This is a genomic window from Vibrio sp. 1249-1, from assembly GCF_033340495.1.
Genome location: NZ_JAWOWJ010000001.1, coordinates 140,834 through 154,459 on the forward strand (window position 1 = coordinate 140,834; position 13,626 = coordinate 154,459).

The window sequence follows — 13,626 nt, forward strand, 5'->3', positions numbered from 1 at the left end:
TTGAGGAGATAACCATGGCTGCAAAAGACGTATTATTTGCTAATGACGCACGTCAAAAAATGCTGAAAGGTGTGAACTTACTGGCGGACGCAGTAAAAGTGACACTAGGCCCGAAAGGCCGCAACGTTGTGCTTGATAAATCTTACGGCGCGCCAACCATCACCAAAGATGGCGTGTCTGTAGCGAAAGAAATCGAACTGAAAGATAAGTTCGAAAACATGGGCGCACAAATGGTGAAACAAGTGGCGTCCAAAGCGAATGATGAAGCGGGGGACGGTACAACGACCGCTACCGTACTGGCGCAATCTTTCATCAATGAAGGTCTTAAAGCGGTAGCCTCTGGCATGAACCCAATGGACCTAAAACGTGGTATCGACAAAGCCACTGAAGCGGCGGTTGAGAAACTACGTGAAATGTCTAAGCCATGCAGCGACAAAGAATCTATCACCCAAGTGGGTAGCATTTCTGCAAACAGCGATCGCGCGATCGGTGAAATCATTGCAGAAGCGATGGAGAAAGTGGGTCGCAATGGCGTGATTACGGTTGAAGAAGGCCAAGGTCTAAACAACGAATTGTCTGTGGTTGAAGGTATGCAATTTGACCGCGGTTACTTGTCGCCATACTTCATCACTAACCAAGAAAATGGCAGCGTAGAGCTAGACAACCCTTACATCCTATTGGTGGACAAAAAAGTCAGTAGCATCCGCGAGCTATTGCCTGTATTAGAAGAAGTGGCGAAATCTTCTCGCTCGCTATTGATCATTGCTGAAGACATCGAAGGTGAAGCGCTAGCGACATTGGTTGTGAACAACATGCGCGGCATCGTGCGTGCGACTGCGGTGAAAGCGCCTGGCTTTGGTGACAACCGTAAAGCGATGATGGAAGACATTGCGGTACTAACTGCTGGTACGGTCATCTCTGAAGAAATCGGCCTAGAGCTCGAAAAAGCAACGTTAGAGCAACTAGGTAGTGCGAAGAAAGTGACCATTACCAAAGACACAACAACCATTGTGGGTGGCGCAGCAGAAGCAAGCGCGATTGCTGATCGTGTGGCTTCGATTGAAAAACAAATCGAAACAACCACTTCTCAATACGACAAAGATAAGCTTCAACAACGTGTTGCGAAGCTATCTGGCGGCGTAGCGGTGATCAAGATCGGCGCTGCAACCGAAGTTGAGATGAAAGAGAAGAAAGATCGCGTGGACGATGCGCTACACGCTACTCGCGCAGCGGTTGAAGAAGGTATTGTTGCTGGTGGTGGTGTTGCCCTAACTAAGATCGCGAAAGAATTGGCGGATCTAAAAGGCGACAATGATGACCAAAACGTGGGTATCCGAGTTGCGCTACGTGCAATGGAAGAGCCTCTTCGTCAAATCGCAACTAACGCAGGTGACGAAGCTTCTGTTGTGGCGAACGCTGTCAAAGCTGGTGATTCCGATTACGGTTACAACGCTGCAACAGGTGAATACGGCAACATGATCGAAATGGGCATCTTGGACCCTGCGAAAGTAACACGTTCAGCGCTTCAATTCGCAGCGTCTGTTGCTGGCTTGATGATCACCACTGAAGCGATGATCACCAACCACGTTGAAGACAAAGAACTTGATATCTAACGTCATCAATCGTTAGTGATTAAGTAAGCGTTAAAATAACAATAACATTGCAAAACCTAAGCGGGCTCGCTTGAGCCCGCTAATCAGTCATTTGAGGTAAGTGTTATGACCCGTTTACCTGCGTTTTCTTTCTCAATATCTGAGCCGGGCGGTAATGAAGCTTCGTCAACGTGGCCGACTGCTATTCACTTCCCCCTCGTTCCAGCTGGGCCAGAGTTTTCGATCGAAAATGCTCTGCCTAAACGTCCGACAGTGACGATATTCACTATCGATCTGTCTCAGTTATTTAAAGGGGACGCTCGGGTCATCCATTAACTGTATCGAAACAGCCAGCGCACGTTGGCTGTTTTTTCTAATTTAAAGTATTGATAATGTAGATTTTTATTTGATTACTGCCACTTGTTCAATGATCAATTTGAACTGGGGTAATCGGACCGCAAGCGCACTACACCTTTAAGCCCAGCATTGCGCCGAAAATGATCAATCCCGCCCCACATGCTTGATTGAGTCGATGCTTAATCTTCAACAAGAAAGCTTGTAGCTGGGATGACGTGAATAAAACAGCAACGATAGAAAACCAAATACCATGCAGCGCAATCATATAAATCCCGTAAAAAAAGGCGATGTGTTGCTGATTAGAGTCGGGAGAAATCACTTGGCTAAAAATACTCAGAAAAAACAGCATCGTCTTGGGATTGAGTAAATTACACAGAAATCCCTGCATGAAAAATCGCCACATTGAATACTCGCTCTGTTGAATGGTTTCTGAGTTTGACGCAGGCTGCGAGGAGAATATTCCTTTAATCCCAAGGTAGACAAGATAAGCGGCCCCAAGATAGCGCACGAGATTAAACAACCATTCATTTTGTGAAATTAAGTAACTGATCCCCAGCATGGAGTAAGCGATGTGGATGCTGATCGCCATGCTGATACCAATCGCACTGTACACGCCTGCTTTTCGTCCTTGATTTAAGCTATTTCTTAATACCAAAACAAAGTCTGCGCCAGGGCTAATGACAATAAGCACACCTAATAACGCAAGAGTTACAAATTCCATATCGATTTCCTGTTTGAATGATGAAGTCTGGGATGTAGCGGAATTGTAGGTGTCTTTATTACTGACTATAATCGAAAAATATTCCCATATTGGTGAGAAAAACTCACAGATGCGTCACCTGAAATCTTTTTATGTCTTCCACGTTGCGGCGAGTTCTTCAAGCTACACTGAAGCGGCTGACAAACTGAACATTACTCACGGAGCCGTGAGTAAGCAGATCAAGCAACTTGAGCAATATCTGTCTCAACCTTTGTTCTTCAAAGAGGGCAGGAAAGTCGTGTTGACGGCAGAAGGCGAATTACTCAAGACATACACAGAAACGGCATTCCAAACGCTAGAAACAGGCGTGAATACGCTTATGCAAGAGAAGCATCAGCATCTTGAAGTGTCTTGTGAACCGACATTAACCATGCGCTGGTTGATGCCAAGGTTGGCCGCGTTTAATGATGAACACCGTGCTGATGTTCGTTTGTCGACGGCTGGTGGCCCGGTAACATTAGGATCAACTGGGCTTTCGATGGCGATTCGTCGAGACGATTTTGCGCAGCATCACGATTATGACAAAACCATTCTTGTGGAAGAGTGGGTGGGGCCGGTATTTTCTCCTGAGTATTGGCAATCCATTAAAGACAATTTGAAAGCAGCTCGATTGTTGAATAGCCAAACCAGACCGAATGCTTGGGCGGATTGGCAGCAATCAACACGTTGTGAAACTTTCAACGTCAACACTCAGCAATCATTCGCGCATTTTTATTTTTGCATACAAGCAGCGGTGGACGGCTTAGGCGTCGCAATGGGATCGTATCCTTTTGTCATGGACGATATTAAGCGTGGTAATTTGGTCGCACCATTTGGGTTTTCTCCATCAAGTTGCAATTACGTTTTATTGAGTCAAGATAAAAAGCGTACAGAACTCGAACATAAATTTATCACGTGGTTACAAACGCAAATGGCAGAGTGTGTGCCACTGTCATCACAGCAGATTACGCAAGGCGAATAGAAGGCATAGAGCGAGATTACGTCAGTCAGTTTTATGGAAAAAGGCTTAGGAAATTGGAAATGGAAAACCTCAATATTGTTGAAATCAAATCATTTGTTCCGGCGAAAGATTACGCGCTATCAAAACGCTTTTATGAGGCGATTGGCTTTGAAATGGCGTCGGACTTCGGTGATGTAGCATACTTCTCTCAAGGTAGCTGCGCGTTTCTTTTACAGAATTTTTATGAGCCAGAACACGGCAATAACTTCATGATGCACTTGCTCGTAGAAGACGCAAAAAGCTGGCATCAGCACTTATCCAAAGTGGGTCATGAAGAATTTGGTTCGCGTTTGACTGAGCTGGTCGAGCAACCTTGGGGCATGCGCGAATGTTGTTTGTTTGACCCTAGCGGCGTTTTATGGCGAATTGGTCAGAACATGAATACTGACTAACGCCAGTCTTATTTTCACCACATCTACGCGCAGGTATTGAGATCTCGATATCTGCGCGTTTTCTTTTTTACTTAGCCTTGCCAACGTTTGTAGCGCACTCACGCCTTTTTCGAGGTGGTGTGCGATGGGCTAACGCCAAAAAACTCCTCAAGCAGCATGGCTTTGAGTTCCGCTCTGACTTCTGCGCCACCGATTAACGCCAAAAGTGCGAGTCCTCCTGGAATAAGGATGACCATTAATATCGGTCTTAAAATATACGAAAAGCAGAAGATGGTCGGGAAGAAAATCAATCCTTGGCCTAGTTTGTTTAATACGTACATGAGCGATTCCTTTTGTTTTTATATAAAATGAGCATGCTCAATTTTATAAATGAGCGCGCTCAATTTGTCAATCTCAACCACGCAAGGTATGATCCTTTCAGGCTCATTAAGCAGACACATCAATGACGAAGCGACAACAAACCAGAGATAAAATTCTAAAAGCCGCATGGGCATCTTTTGCTCAAAATGGCTATGACATGACGACCACAAGGCAGATAGCGAGAGAAGCAGGAGTAGCCGATGGCACAGTGTTTAGCCATTTCCCGACTAAACTGTCGATTTTGCGCGAAGGGATGCTGGCGCAACTGCAACAGATCAGCCAAGAAACGCTAGTCAGTGTGGAAGGTAAAACCGATATCGACATTGGTTTGGCGCTGACGGAGAAATACTATCGCTACTATTTTGCGAACGTTGAGCTGAGCCGAGCTTTGTTGAAAGAAGTGATTTGGGATTTGGATTATTATCAGTCGTTTAACCAAGCTTTGTTTCAATCTGTAAACGGAAGCTCCGTCCTTGAGGGAAAAATACCGCTGATTTTTGACTGCTATTTTATGACGTTAATCTCGCACTTGAGCCGTGCAGAACCGGATGTTGAAGCGGCACTTGAAGAGCTTCATGCTAAGTTTCAGCAAATCATTGCGACTGCATAACATGGCCCCAACGCAGGATCTGAAAGAATATACTGCCTGTCATCTTATTTGCTGGACTCCCATTTTCTCGTTTCAGTTGGTGTCTCACCAAATAGCCGCTTGTAGCTTTGACTGAACTGCCCGAGATGGAAAAAACCAAAGTCAAAAGCGATTTCTGCAATTGTTCGATTATCTTCAGGGCTTTGTAGCACTCTACGTACTTGATTCAGGCGCATTCGATGTATGAACTGCTTTGGGGAAGTATTACAGCAATGTTCAAAGGTGTACTGTAGTGTGCGACGACTGACGTGTACTGCATCACACAGTTCACTGACGGTTATTGGTGTACGGTAGTCTAGATCCTGTAGCTGTTGTTTTATACGCTGCATCACGTGTTGACGATGAGAGATTGATATCGGATGGCTCGTGTGCAGTGAACTGAGTGAGAACAACTCCAGCACAATGTCTTTTAAGATTGCTTGATGTGTGGTTTCAGACCATCTTGGCTCGGCGGAACCAAGTAACGTGCCTAAGTAGTATTTAAGTTGTTGAATGTGTTTTTCCGTCAAACCCGTTAAGTGAAATGTGTTGTTTTGGATACTCCCAAGCTCAAGTTGATTTTCTATGATGTGAACGAAGTTTTTGTCGAGCACTATTCCATAGATAGAAAACTGCTCCGGTGTCATTAACTCAAAATCAGCGCCACCTTGCCTAAGCAAAAGTTGGCTTGAATTAAACTGACTGTGATTTAGGTGTAGCGGCTTATTTTCCGCACTCAAACCCAACCAAATACCTCCCTCTTCAACCCTGCATTGCTGTCTTAGCGAGCGGTTACTGTCTTCACGAAACACATGGAAATTGGGAAATCGTCGTTCTCGAATTTGACCTAAAAATCGACCATCGCTGAGTTGGTCATATTCCTGTTGCCAGTTTATCAGACTCGCAGCTTGTTGGTTTGCATCCTTAGTGTGATGGATGCACAGCATTGGTGCAGTTTGGGGCATTTGGTTACTCATCCTTGTGATGCTCATTCCTTTTTTGTGAGTCATGTTGGATCAGTATTTACATAACTCATTGTTTATTATTGGTTTATAAATGTTGCCAGTTTTTGATAACGCTACGGAACACATTTGGCAATACTTTCTTAAAGCTTATTGATAGTTCAGCAAAAAGCGAACCAAATAGTGAAGAGGAAGAGCAATGACGGCAACTTATCGTCGGCAACAAGGAAGTAAAGTCTATACCTTTAAGTCATTAGCAGACTTGATGGCGAAAGCGACACCGGAGCGCTCAGGCGATGCGTTAGCCGGGGTTTGTGCTCAGTCAGCGGCAGAACGTGTAGTCGCACAAATGGCGCTGTCTGAGTTACCACTTAAAACGTTTCTTAACGAGGCGGTTATTCCATACGAAAGCGACGATATCACTCGCCTAATTATCGATACGCATGACCTTGAAGCCTTTAAGCCGATTGAGCACTTGACGGTCGGAGATTTTCGAAATTGGCTGCTGAGTGAAGAAGCCGATGGTGAAACGTTGGCTAAAATTCGTCAAGGTTTAACACCAGAAATGGTGGCCGCAGTCAGTAAGATTATGCGCAACCAGGATTTGATTCTCGTTGCTAAAAAATGCCAAGTTGTCACGGCTTTTCGGAATACGATTGGTTTGCCGAGTCGCCTGTCTACTCGCTTACAGCCGAATCATCCCACTGATTCTCTCAACGGTATCGCAGCGACCATTTTTGATGGTCTGATGTACGGAAATGGCGATGCGGTTATCGGTATCAATCCGGCAACAGATAATGTACCTCAAGCTATTAAGTTAATGAACTTAATGGATGAGGTGATTCAACACTATCAAATACCGACTCAGTCTTGTGTGTTAACTCATGTCACGAACACGATCGAAGCCATTGAAATGGGTGCACCAGTCGATCTCGTTTTTCAGTCGATAGGCGGCACGCAAGGGACGAATGATACCTTCGGAATCGACTTGTCGATTTTGAAAGAGGCCCATGAAGCCGCGTTGTCTTTGAATCGAGGTAGCGTAGGAAACAATGTGATGTATTTTGAGACCGGACAAGGTACAGCGCTGTCTGCGAATGCGTTTCATGGGGTCGATCAGCAGACTTGTGAAGCCCGCGCTTATGCTGTCGCGAAACAGTTCGATCCTTTGTTGGTTAATACTGTCGTTGGGTTTATTGGCCCTGAGTATCTGTTTGATGGCAAACAGATCATTCGTGCTGGGCTTGAAGATCATTTCTGTGGGAAGTTGCTTGGTTTACCTATGGGTTGCGATATCTGTTACACCAATCATGCCTATGCCGATCAGAATGACATGGATAACTTGCTGACACTATTAGGTGTGGCCGAGTGCTCGTTCATCATGGGTATTCCAGGGTCTGATGACATCATGCTCAATTATCAAACTACCTCATTTCACGATGCCCTTTACGCAAGAAAAGTACTCGGTTTGAAGCCAGCACCAGAGTTCGAACAATGGTTAATGGAGATGCAGATTTTCGAGAGCGTGCAAGACGTTCGGTTAAGTGAGCAAATCTCTCGCTCGTTTTCGGGAGCAATTAACCAACTGAATAAGGGGTATTCTCATGGGTAAAGTAATCACCATTGCTCAGTCCCCACAAGATGAGTCTGAAGTTGTCACATACAACCCGTGGGGCAAGTTACGTGACTTCACCTCTGCTCGGATCGCTCTGGGTCGTAGCGGGAACAGTGTACCAACCAACGAGTTACTCTCATTTCAGCTGGATCATGCCCAAGCTATGGATGCAGTGCATTGCAGTTTGAATATTGAGTCTCTCGTTGCTGGTTTGTCGGACTCTTACTCGATTCTTGAAAATACCTTAGAGCCTCCAGTGGTAGTGAGCAGCCGAGTAAGTGATCGGCTTATGTACCTGCAAAGGCCCGATTTAGGAAGGCAACTCGATGAATCTTCTTGGCAAACGCTCAACTTGATAGCAAATGAGCATAACACTGACATTGATCTTGCGATTGTTATTGCTGATGGACTTTCTTCCGTCGCAATTCAAAACCATGCCGTGCCTGTTGTTACTCGATTGATTTCTCTTTTAAGCGCTGATGATGAACATCAATGGAAATTCGCACCTATCACAATCGTAAAGCAAGGAAGAGTAGCGGTAGGGGATGATGTTGGTGAATGTTTTAACGCCAAGGCCGTGCTGGTTTTAATTGGAGAGAGACCCGGTCTAACTTCTCCGGATAGCATGGGTATGTATCTCACTTGGGGGGCTAAACGAGGCTCTAAAGATTCCCAAAGAAACTGCATTTCCAATGTGCGTCCCCAGGGGCTCAACTATGACGATGCCTGTGAACGCGCATTTTACTTGCTCAAGGAGGCTCGAAAATTACAACTGTCAGGAGTGAATCTGAAAGATCGCTCAGATATCAATGAGCCAAGTGGCGCAAGCGTTGAAGATAAACACAGCGACAACTTTTTAATTTCATCAAAGTAGAAGGATTTACTATGTCTAAACATCAGGAGTACTTGGCCAAAAGGCAGCTAAAAAGAGGCACCGCAGGTTGGATTTTACTTGCGGGCTTAGGTGTCTCGTATGTTATATCTGGTGACTTCGCCGGTTGGAACTTTGGCATCGCTCAAGCAGGATGGGGAGGCTTTCTTATTGCTGCTATCGCGATGGCAGTAATGTATTTCACGCTAGTATTGTCTTTAGCTGAAATGTCTGCGGCTATTCCTGCTGCGGGTGGTGGTTACAGCTTCGCAAGACAGGCGATGGGGCCGACAGGTGGCTTTTTCACTGGCTTATCAGTTTTGATTGAATATGCGCTCGCGCCTGCTGCGATAGTGATTTTTATTGGCTCAGCAGTTAATGAATTGGTTGGTATCGATGGTCCTGTTGTTTACGCACTTTTCTACGCCGTCTTTATCGCTATTCATATGGCAGGGGTTGGCGAAGCTCTCAAAGTAATGATGGTCATCAGCGGTTTGGCTGTGCTAGCTATTCTAATTACTGCTGCTGTGCTTATTGGTCACTTTGACGTTAATAACTTATTCGATATTGCTCCGGCGACGGCTCAGGCAACAGAAATCTTGCCGTTTGGGTGGTATGGCGTATGGGCTGCGTTGCCATTTGCAATGTGGTTGTTTCTTGCGGTTGAAGGTGTGCCTTTAGCGGCAGAGGAGGCAAAAAATCCGGCAAAAGATGTTCCCAAAGGCATCATTGGTGCGATGCTGTTTTTATTGCTAACCGCAACTCTCGTAGTCTTCCTTTTGGCTGGTGCGGTTGGCTCAAAGGTCATAGGCGATAGCGCGGTGCCATTAGTTGACGCCCTAAAGCTTACGGGCAATTCAACGGTAGCAATGGCCGTGAACTTACTTGGATTGGCTGGCCTTATCGCTTCTTTTTTTTCAATCATTTATGGTTACAGTCGCTTGGTGTTTGCGCTTTCCCGCGCGGGTTATTTACCGCAAACTTTGTCATTAACCAGTGACAAAAAAGTGCCTTCTCGTGCGCTTTTGGTTCCGGGCGTTTTTGGGTTCTTGGTTTCACTTACGGGTGAGGGGGACTTAATCTTGGCGATGGCTGTTGTCGGTGCGACTGTATCGTACGCATTAATGTCCTTGAGCCATATTTTATTGCGAATTAAACAGCCGGAATTAACTCGTCCATATAAAACGCCTGGTGGGATAATTACGTCGAGTATTTCTCTGGTGCTTTCTTTGATCGCAATGACAGGTGTTTATGCTTTTGATCCCTCAGCCTTTTTCATGACAATGGGATTGTTTCTTATCGGTGGTGTTTATTATGGGTTATATAGCCGCAACAAATTGGTGGCAGCAACCGCCGAGGAAGAGTTTGCCATGCTGTCTGTGGCAGAGCTAGAGCTTGAATCAGATGTCGTACGATAGTCACTTTGATTCTTGTTATTCAGCATATTAAGGGAGCCATAGGCTCCCTTTGTCATTTCTATCAAAAGTGCATAGCGCACAAATGCATCACTTTAACTTTATAAGTGTTTAATCATGTGAAAGTCTAGTCTGGATAACGATGGCGCAAATCCATCACAGGTAAAGGTTAAGTTTTCAAGGAAAGGTCATGATAAATAAGGTATTTAATACACTTTTGGGAACAGAGTTACCGATTATTCAAGCACCAATGGCCGGTGTGCAAGACAGCCAAATGACCATAGCCGTCAGTAATGTTGGCGGGCTTGGCTCGTTACCTTGTGGAATGCTGAACAAAGACGCCATCGTAAAAGAACTTCAACTTATCAAGCAGGCAACTAACCGACCGTTTAACCTCAATTTCTTTTGCCATGAAATGCCGGAGTATGACGGCAACAAGCACGAAAAGTGGCAAAAAACGCTGCAACCGTATTTTTCCGAGGTTGATGCAACCGTTCAGGCTCAGCCAAACGCTCCGACAAGGATGCCTTTCAATCATGATATTGCTGACGCGATTGAACCATTTGCACCGCCAGTGATCAGTTTCCACTTTGGTTTGCCAGACGATGATCTGTTCGCTCGAATTAGAGGGTGGGGAGGGAAGATCCTTTCGTCAGCGACCACGGTGGACGAAGCACTTTGGCTAGAAGCAAAAGGCGTTGACGGTATTATCGCCCAAGGCTTGGAGGCTGGTGGACACCGAGGTATGTTTTTATCGGATGATTTAACTACTCAATTAAGTTTGATTGCGTTATTACCACAAATCGCCAAACGGGTGAATTTGCCTGTTATTGCTGCAGGCGGAATCGCTGATAGAAGAGGGGTGGAAGCCGCGTTGAGATTAGGAGCGAGTGCCGTTCAAGTTGGCAGCGCCTATTTGTTGTGTGATGAGGCGAAAACATCGTCTTTACATCGATATGCCATTGCCAGTGAACGCGCGCAACATACCGCTGTGACCAATGTTTTCTCGGGCCGACCAGCGAGAGGCATTGTGAATCGCGCGATGTCGGAGCTAGGCTACATCAGTGAGTTTGCGCCGAAATTCCCATACGCCTCCATTGAAATGGCTCAACTAAGAGCGCTTATGGAAAAGCAAAACCGAGATGAATTCACACCGTTGTGGTGCGGACAAAACTCGTCGGGTTGTAAGGAAATATCGGCGGCAGAAATGACATTGTCATTAGTGGAAGGCATCGATTTAAACTGATATGCATCTTGCCTTTTAAAGCGATGCTGACTGAATGGTTACGAGTTATCCCTGTATTTATGTAGTAAATCTAATGGGATGTGGCAGTAATCATTCGGAAAGTTTGTGAGTCTGTCTTGGTGCTCATCATCACTTGGCACATAATTTGTAAGTGGCAGTACTTCTACGGCGATCTTGTCGGCGTCCGGTCGCGCTGCGATAAACGCTTTCGCGATGGTGAGATGCTGTTCGTTTTGGCTATAAACACCAGTACGGTACTTCTTACCTACGTCTTCACCTTGCTTGTTAACGCTGTAAGGGTCGATTATCTCAAACAAATACCCCATTAAAGTTTCAACCGAAACTTGCTCAGGGTCGAACTGGGTTTTCACGCACTCTGCGTAGCCATCGTATTCGGATTGAGTGTTATCCGTTGTGCCATTTGCTCGCCCTGCTTCTGTGTTGATTACGCCCGGAAGGTGGCGCATAAATTCTTGCACGCCCCAAAGGCAGCCGCCAGCGAAGTAAATTTCTTCCATCACTTTTATCCTAGTCTTTACCGTTGTTGGGATGTAGGGAGCTAACCCCTCTTCTTCCATCCCATTTTCGTTGCCCTATTATCTGTTGATGGGAGCGATATTCGCAAGGTGCAGCTTGGCTAATCAGACCACGTGCTTTTTCCTTTTTACTTTCAAGTTCTTTTCATATGAAACATCAGGTGAGTATACTGTAAGCTCATCAATAAGGAGCGAACCTGTGAACCCAAGACAAAATGAAATCCTGCAATTAGTGAACGACCGTAAACGCGTTCAAGTCACAGAGCTTTCTGACATCATTGGCGTGTCGGGTGTGACCATCAGACAGGATTTGAACTTTCTGGAGCAGCAGGGCTACCTAAAGCGCGTTCACGGCGCAGCTACCGCGTTGCAAAGTGATGACATTGATGCCCGCCTAGAAGTACGTTTCGATATTAAACAATCGCTCGCAAACCAAGCTGCGGATTTGGTCGCACCTAATGAGACAGTGCTGATTGAAGGAGGCAGTGCCAATGCGTTGTTGGCTCGGACATTGGCTGAGCGCGGCGATGTGACCATTATTACGCCATCGGCGTATATCGCCCATCTCATCCGTAACACTTCTGCCAACATTATCTTGCTTGGTGGCGTGTATCAGCACCAAGGCGAGAGCTTGGTCGGACCGCTGACTAAGTTGTGTATTGAGAACATTCATTTCAGCACGGCCTTCTTGGGTATTGACGGCTTCCATCAAGACACTGGCTTTACTAGCCGCGACATGATGCGCGCTGAGATCGCAGAAACCATCATTGCGAAAAAAAGGCGCAATATTGTTCTAACGGATTCTAGTAAATTTGGGCAAATTTATCCCTCATCAATTGGTAAGACTGACGAAATATCAGTGCTGCTGACTGACAAAGCCGCTCCGAAAAGCGACCTTGAACAAATCAAAAAGCGAGGTGTGGAAGTTATATTAGGCTGATTAAGCCACGCTTCGTTTTCGCTTCGCGAGCATTGCTGTTGGGGAGAAACCGGTGACTAGCATAGTGCCGCTAAGCACTAGAATTGTTCCTATGATGGTGTTAGAGCCGACGGGCTCATCTAGCACCAAGTAGCCCCATAAGATACCAAAAACAGGAACAAGAAAAGTGACAGTCAGTGCTGACGCTGGGCCGATATCAGAAACTAAGCGGAAATAGAGCAAATAAGCGAACCCTGTGCATACAACGCCGAGCGTGACAACAGAGCTCCATTCGAAATGACTTGGTTCTGCACGCATTGGTAAGAATGGTAGCAGCGGCAGTACCCAAATAACCGCCGCCCACATGCTGCCGTGAGCATTGTCAAAAGCTGGTACTTGTGGCGCATTTTTAGTGTAGTTGGTAGCAATGCCATAGCTGAAAGAAGCCATCAAACTGGCGGCAATAGGGAGCATGGCTTCTTCACCTATGGTTGAAGTATCTAAGCCGACCAAGACTGCAACGCCTCCAATGCCTATTAGCATACCGAGAACAGGTTTTGCTGTGAGTGGGCTGCGGTACCAAGCAAAGCCAACTAGTGCTCCCCATATTGGGGCGGTTGAGTTCAATATTGCTAAAGTTGATGCATTCAGGGTCTGGGCTGCGTACGCAAAGAGTAAAAATGGAACTGCGCTATTGAATAAGCCAATAATAAAGAAGTGTTTAGTATGCGCAGTTAACGTGAGTTTCTTCTTCAAATATACGGCGATCAATAACAAAGCGACGGCGGCAAATGTAACTCGAAATTCGATTAAGTAAGCTGGCCCGAATGTGTTGGCGGCGACTCGCATAAACAGAAACGAGCCACCCCAAATAGCAGCGAGGCAGAGTAAGCGAAAAAAACTGACGGCAGTCATTTGACATCCTTGGTCGAGGTCTAGCGCCTCATCGATTAATTGTTGCGCTAACAGTGAA

The 13,626-nt window shown here is 45.9% G+C and carries 15 protein-coding genes; 10 read left to right on the forward strand and 5 right to left on the reverse strand.

The features are described from left to right. The first annotated feature begins 14 nt into the window (after positions 1 to 14). Together groL and R7Z50_RS00670 are read left to right on the forward strand one after the other, a co-directional pair. Complete coding sequence (gene groL, locus R7Z50_RS00665) at positions 15 to 1,613, forward strand: chaperonin GroEL (protein ID WP_053304624.1); 1,599 nt, start codon at positions 15 to 17, stop codon at positions 1,611 to 1,613. A gap of 105 nt (positions 1,614 to 1,718) precedes the next feature. After that, entirely contained in the window at positions 1,719 to 1,928 is a 210-nt protein-coding gene (locus tag R7Z50_RS00670; protein WP_005373984.1) for a hypothetical protein, read from the forward strand. 130 nt (positions 1,929 to 2,058) lie between these two features. Here the strand turns inward: R7Z50_RS00670 and R7Z50_RS00675 are convergent, their stop codons facing one another. Continuing rightward, complete coding sequence (locus R7Z50_RS00675; RefSeq protein ID WP_064376175.1) at positions 2,059 to 2,670, reverse strand: LysE family translocator; 612 nt, start codon at positions 2,668 to 2,670, stop codon at positions 2,059 to 2,061. 109 nt (positions 2,671 to 2,779) lie between these two features. Between R7Z50_RS00675 and R7Z50_RS00680 the strand changes: the two genes are divergently transcribed. Continuing rightward, entirely contained in the window at positions 2,780 to 3,670 is an 891-nt protein-coding gene (locus R7Z50_RS00680; RefSeq protein ID WP_206970465.1) for a LysR family transcriptional regulator, read from the forward strand. Positions 3,671 to 3,729: 59 nt separating this feature from the next. Further along, positions 3,730 to 4,101 carry a VOC family protein gene (locus R7Z50_RS00685; protein ID WP_206970420.1) on the forward strand — a complete coding sequence of 124 codons (372 nt, stop codon included), beginning with the start codon at positions 3,730 to 3,732 and terminating at the stop codon, positions 4,099 to 4,101. Between the two features lie 98 nt (positions 4,102 to 4,199). Here the strand turns inward: R7Z50_RS00685 and R7Z50_RS00690 are convergent, their stop codons facing one another. Beyond that, complete coding sequence (locus R7Z50_RS00690) at positions 4,200 to 4,421, reverse strand: hypothetical protein (RefSeq protein WP_017635120.1); 222 nt, start codon at positions 4,419 to 4,421, stop codon at positions 4,200 to 4,202. Positions 4,422 to 4,543: 122 nt separating this feature from the next. On the opposite strand from R7Z50_RS00690, the gene R7Z50_RS00695 reads away from it, so the two are divergent. After that, positions 4,544 to 5,071, forward strand: a complete 528-nt coding sequence (locus R7Z50_RS00695) for a TetR/AcrR family transcriptional regulator (protein ID WP_005373975.1) — start codon at positions 4,544 to 4,546, stop codon at positions 5,069 to 5,071. Positions 5,072 to 5,115: 44 nt separating this feature from the next. Here R7Z50_RS00695 and R7Z50_RS00700 read toward each other — a convergent pair whose 3' ends face one another. Beyond that, entirely contained in the window at positions 5,116 to 6,066 is a 951-nt protein-coding gene (locus R7Z50_RS00700) for a helix-turn-helix domain-containing protein (protein ID WP_031781237.1), read from the reverse strand. Between the two features lie 184 nt (positions 6,067 to 6,250). On the opposite strand from R7Z50_RS00700, the gene R7Z50_RS00705 reads away from it, so the two are divergent. The 4 genes from R7Z50_RS00705 to R7Z50_RS00720 all read left to right on the forward strand — a co-directional run bounded on the left by R7Z50_RS00705 (position 6,251) and on the right by R7Z50_RS00720 (position 11,198). After that, positions 6,251 to 7,663, forward strand: coding sequence for an ethanolamine ammonia-lyase subunit EutB (locus R7Z50_RS00705; RefSeq protein WP_005388715.1), 1,413 nt, complete (start codon positions 6,251 to 6,253; stop codon positions 7,661 to 7,663). After that, complete coding sequence (gene eutC / locus R7Z50_RS00710; RefSeq protein WP_017635123.1) at positions 7,656 to 8,540, forward strand: ethanolamine ammonia-lyase subunit EutC; 885 nt, start codon at positions 7,656 to 7,658, stop codon at positions 8,538 to 8,540. The genes R7Z50_RS00705 and eutC overlap by 8 nt, the downstream gene beginning before the upstream one ends. Before the next feature lie 11 nt (positions 8,541 to 8,551). After that, positions 8,552 to 9,955 (forward strand): ethanolamine permease, encoded by a 1,404-nt coding sequence (gene eat / locus R7Z50_RS00715; RefSeq protein ID WP_171342651.1) that lies wholly within the window; start codon positions 8,552 to 8,554, stop codon positions 9,953 to 9,955. 187 nt (positions 9,956 to 10,142) lie between these two features. Beyond that, entirely contained in the window at positions 10,143 to 11,198 is a 1,056-nt protein-coding gene (locus R7Z50_RS00720; RefSeq protein WP_318148802.1) for a nitronate monooxygenase, read from the forward strand. Positions 11,199 to 11,236: 38 nt separating this feature from the next. On the opposite strand, the gene R7Z50_RS00725 is transcribed toward R7Z50_RS00720, so the two are convergent. Continuing rightward, positions 11,237 to 11,716: a peptide-methionine (S)-S-oxide reductase gene (locus tag R7Z50_RS00725; RefSeq protein ID WP_017635126.1), complete on the reverse strand. Its 480-nt coding sequence runs from the start codon at positions 11,714 to 11,716 to the stop codon at positions 11,237 to 11,239. Between the two features lie 217 nt (positions 11,717 to 11,933). On the opposite strand from R7Z50_RS00725, the gene R7Z50_RS00730 reads away from it, so the two are divergent. Then, a complete protein-coding gene (locus R7Z50_RS00730; protein ID WP_017635127.1) occupies positions 11,934 to 12,674 on the forward strand; it encodes a DNA-binding transcriptional regulator YciT in 741 nt (246 codons plus the stop codon). Here the strand turns inward: R7Z50_RS00730 and R7Z50_RS00735 are convergent, their stop codons facing one another. Next, the gene (locus R7Z50_RS00735) at positions 12,675 to 13,568 is read right to left on the reverse strand and encodes a DMT family transporter (RefSeq protein ID WP_025768008.1); all 894 of its coding nucleotides are present in this window, start codon (positions 13,566 to 13,568) and stop codon (positions 12,675 to 12,677) included. Between the last annotated feature and the right edge of the window lie 58 nt (positions 13,569 to 13,626).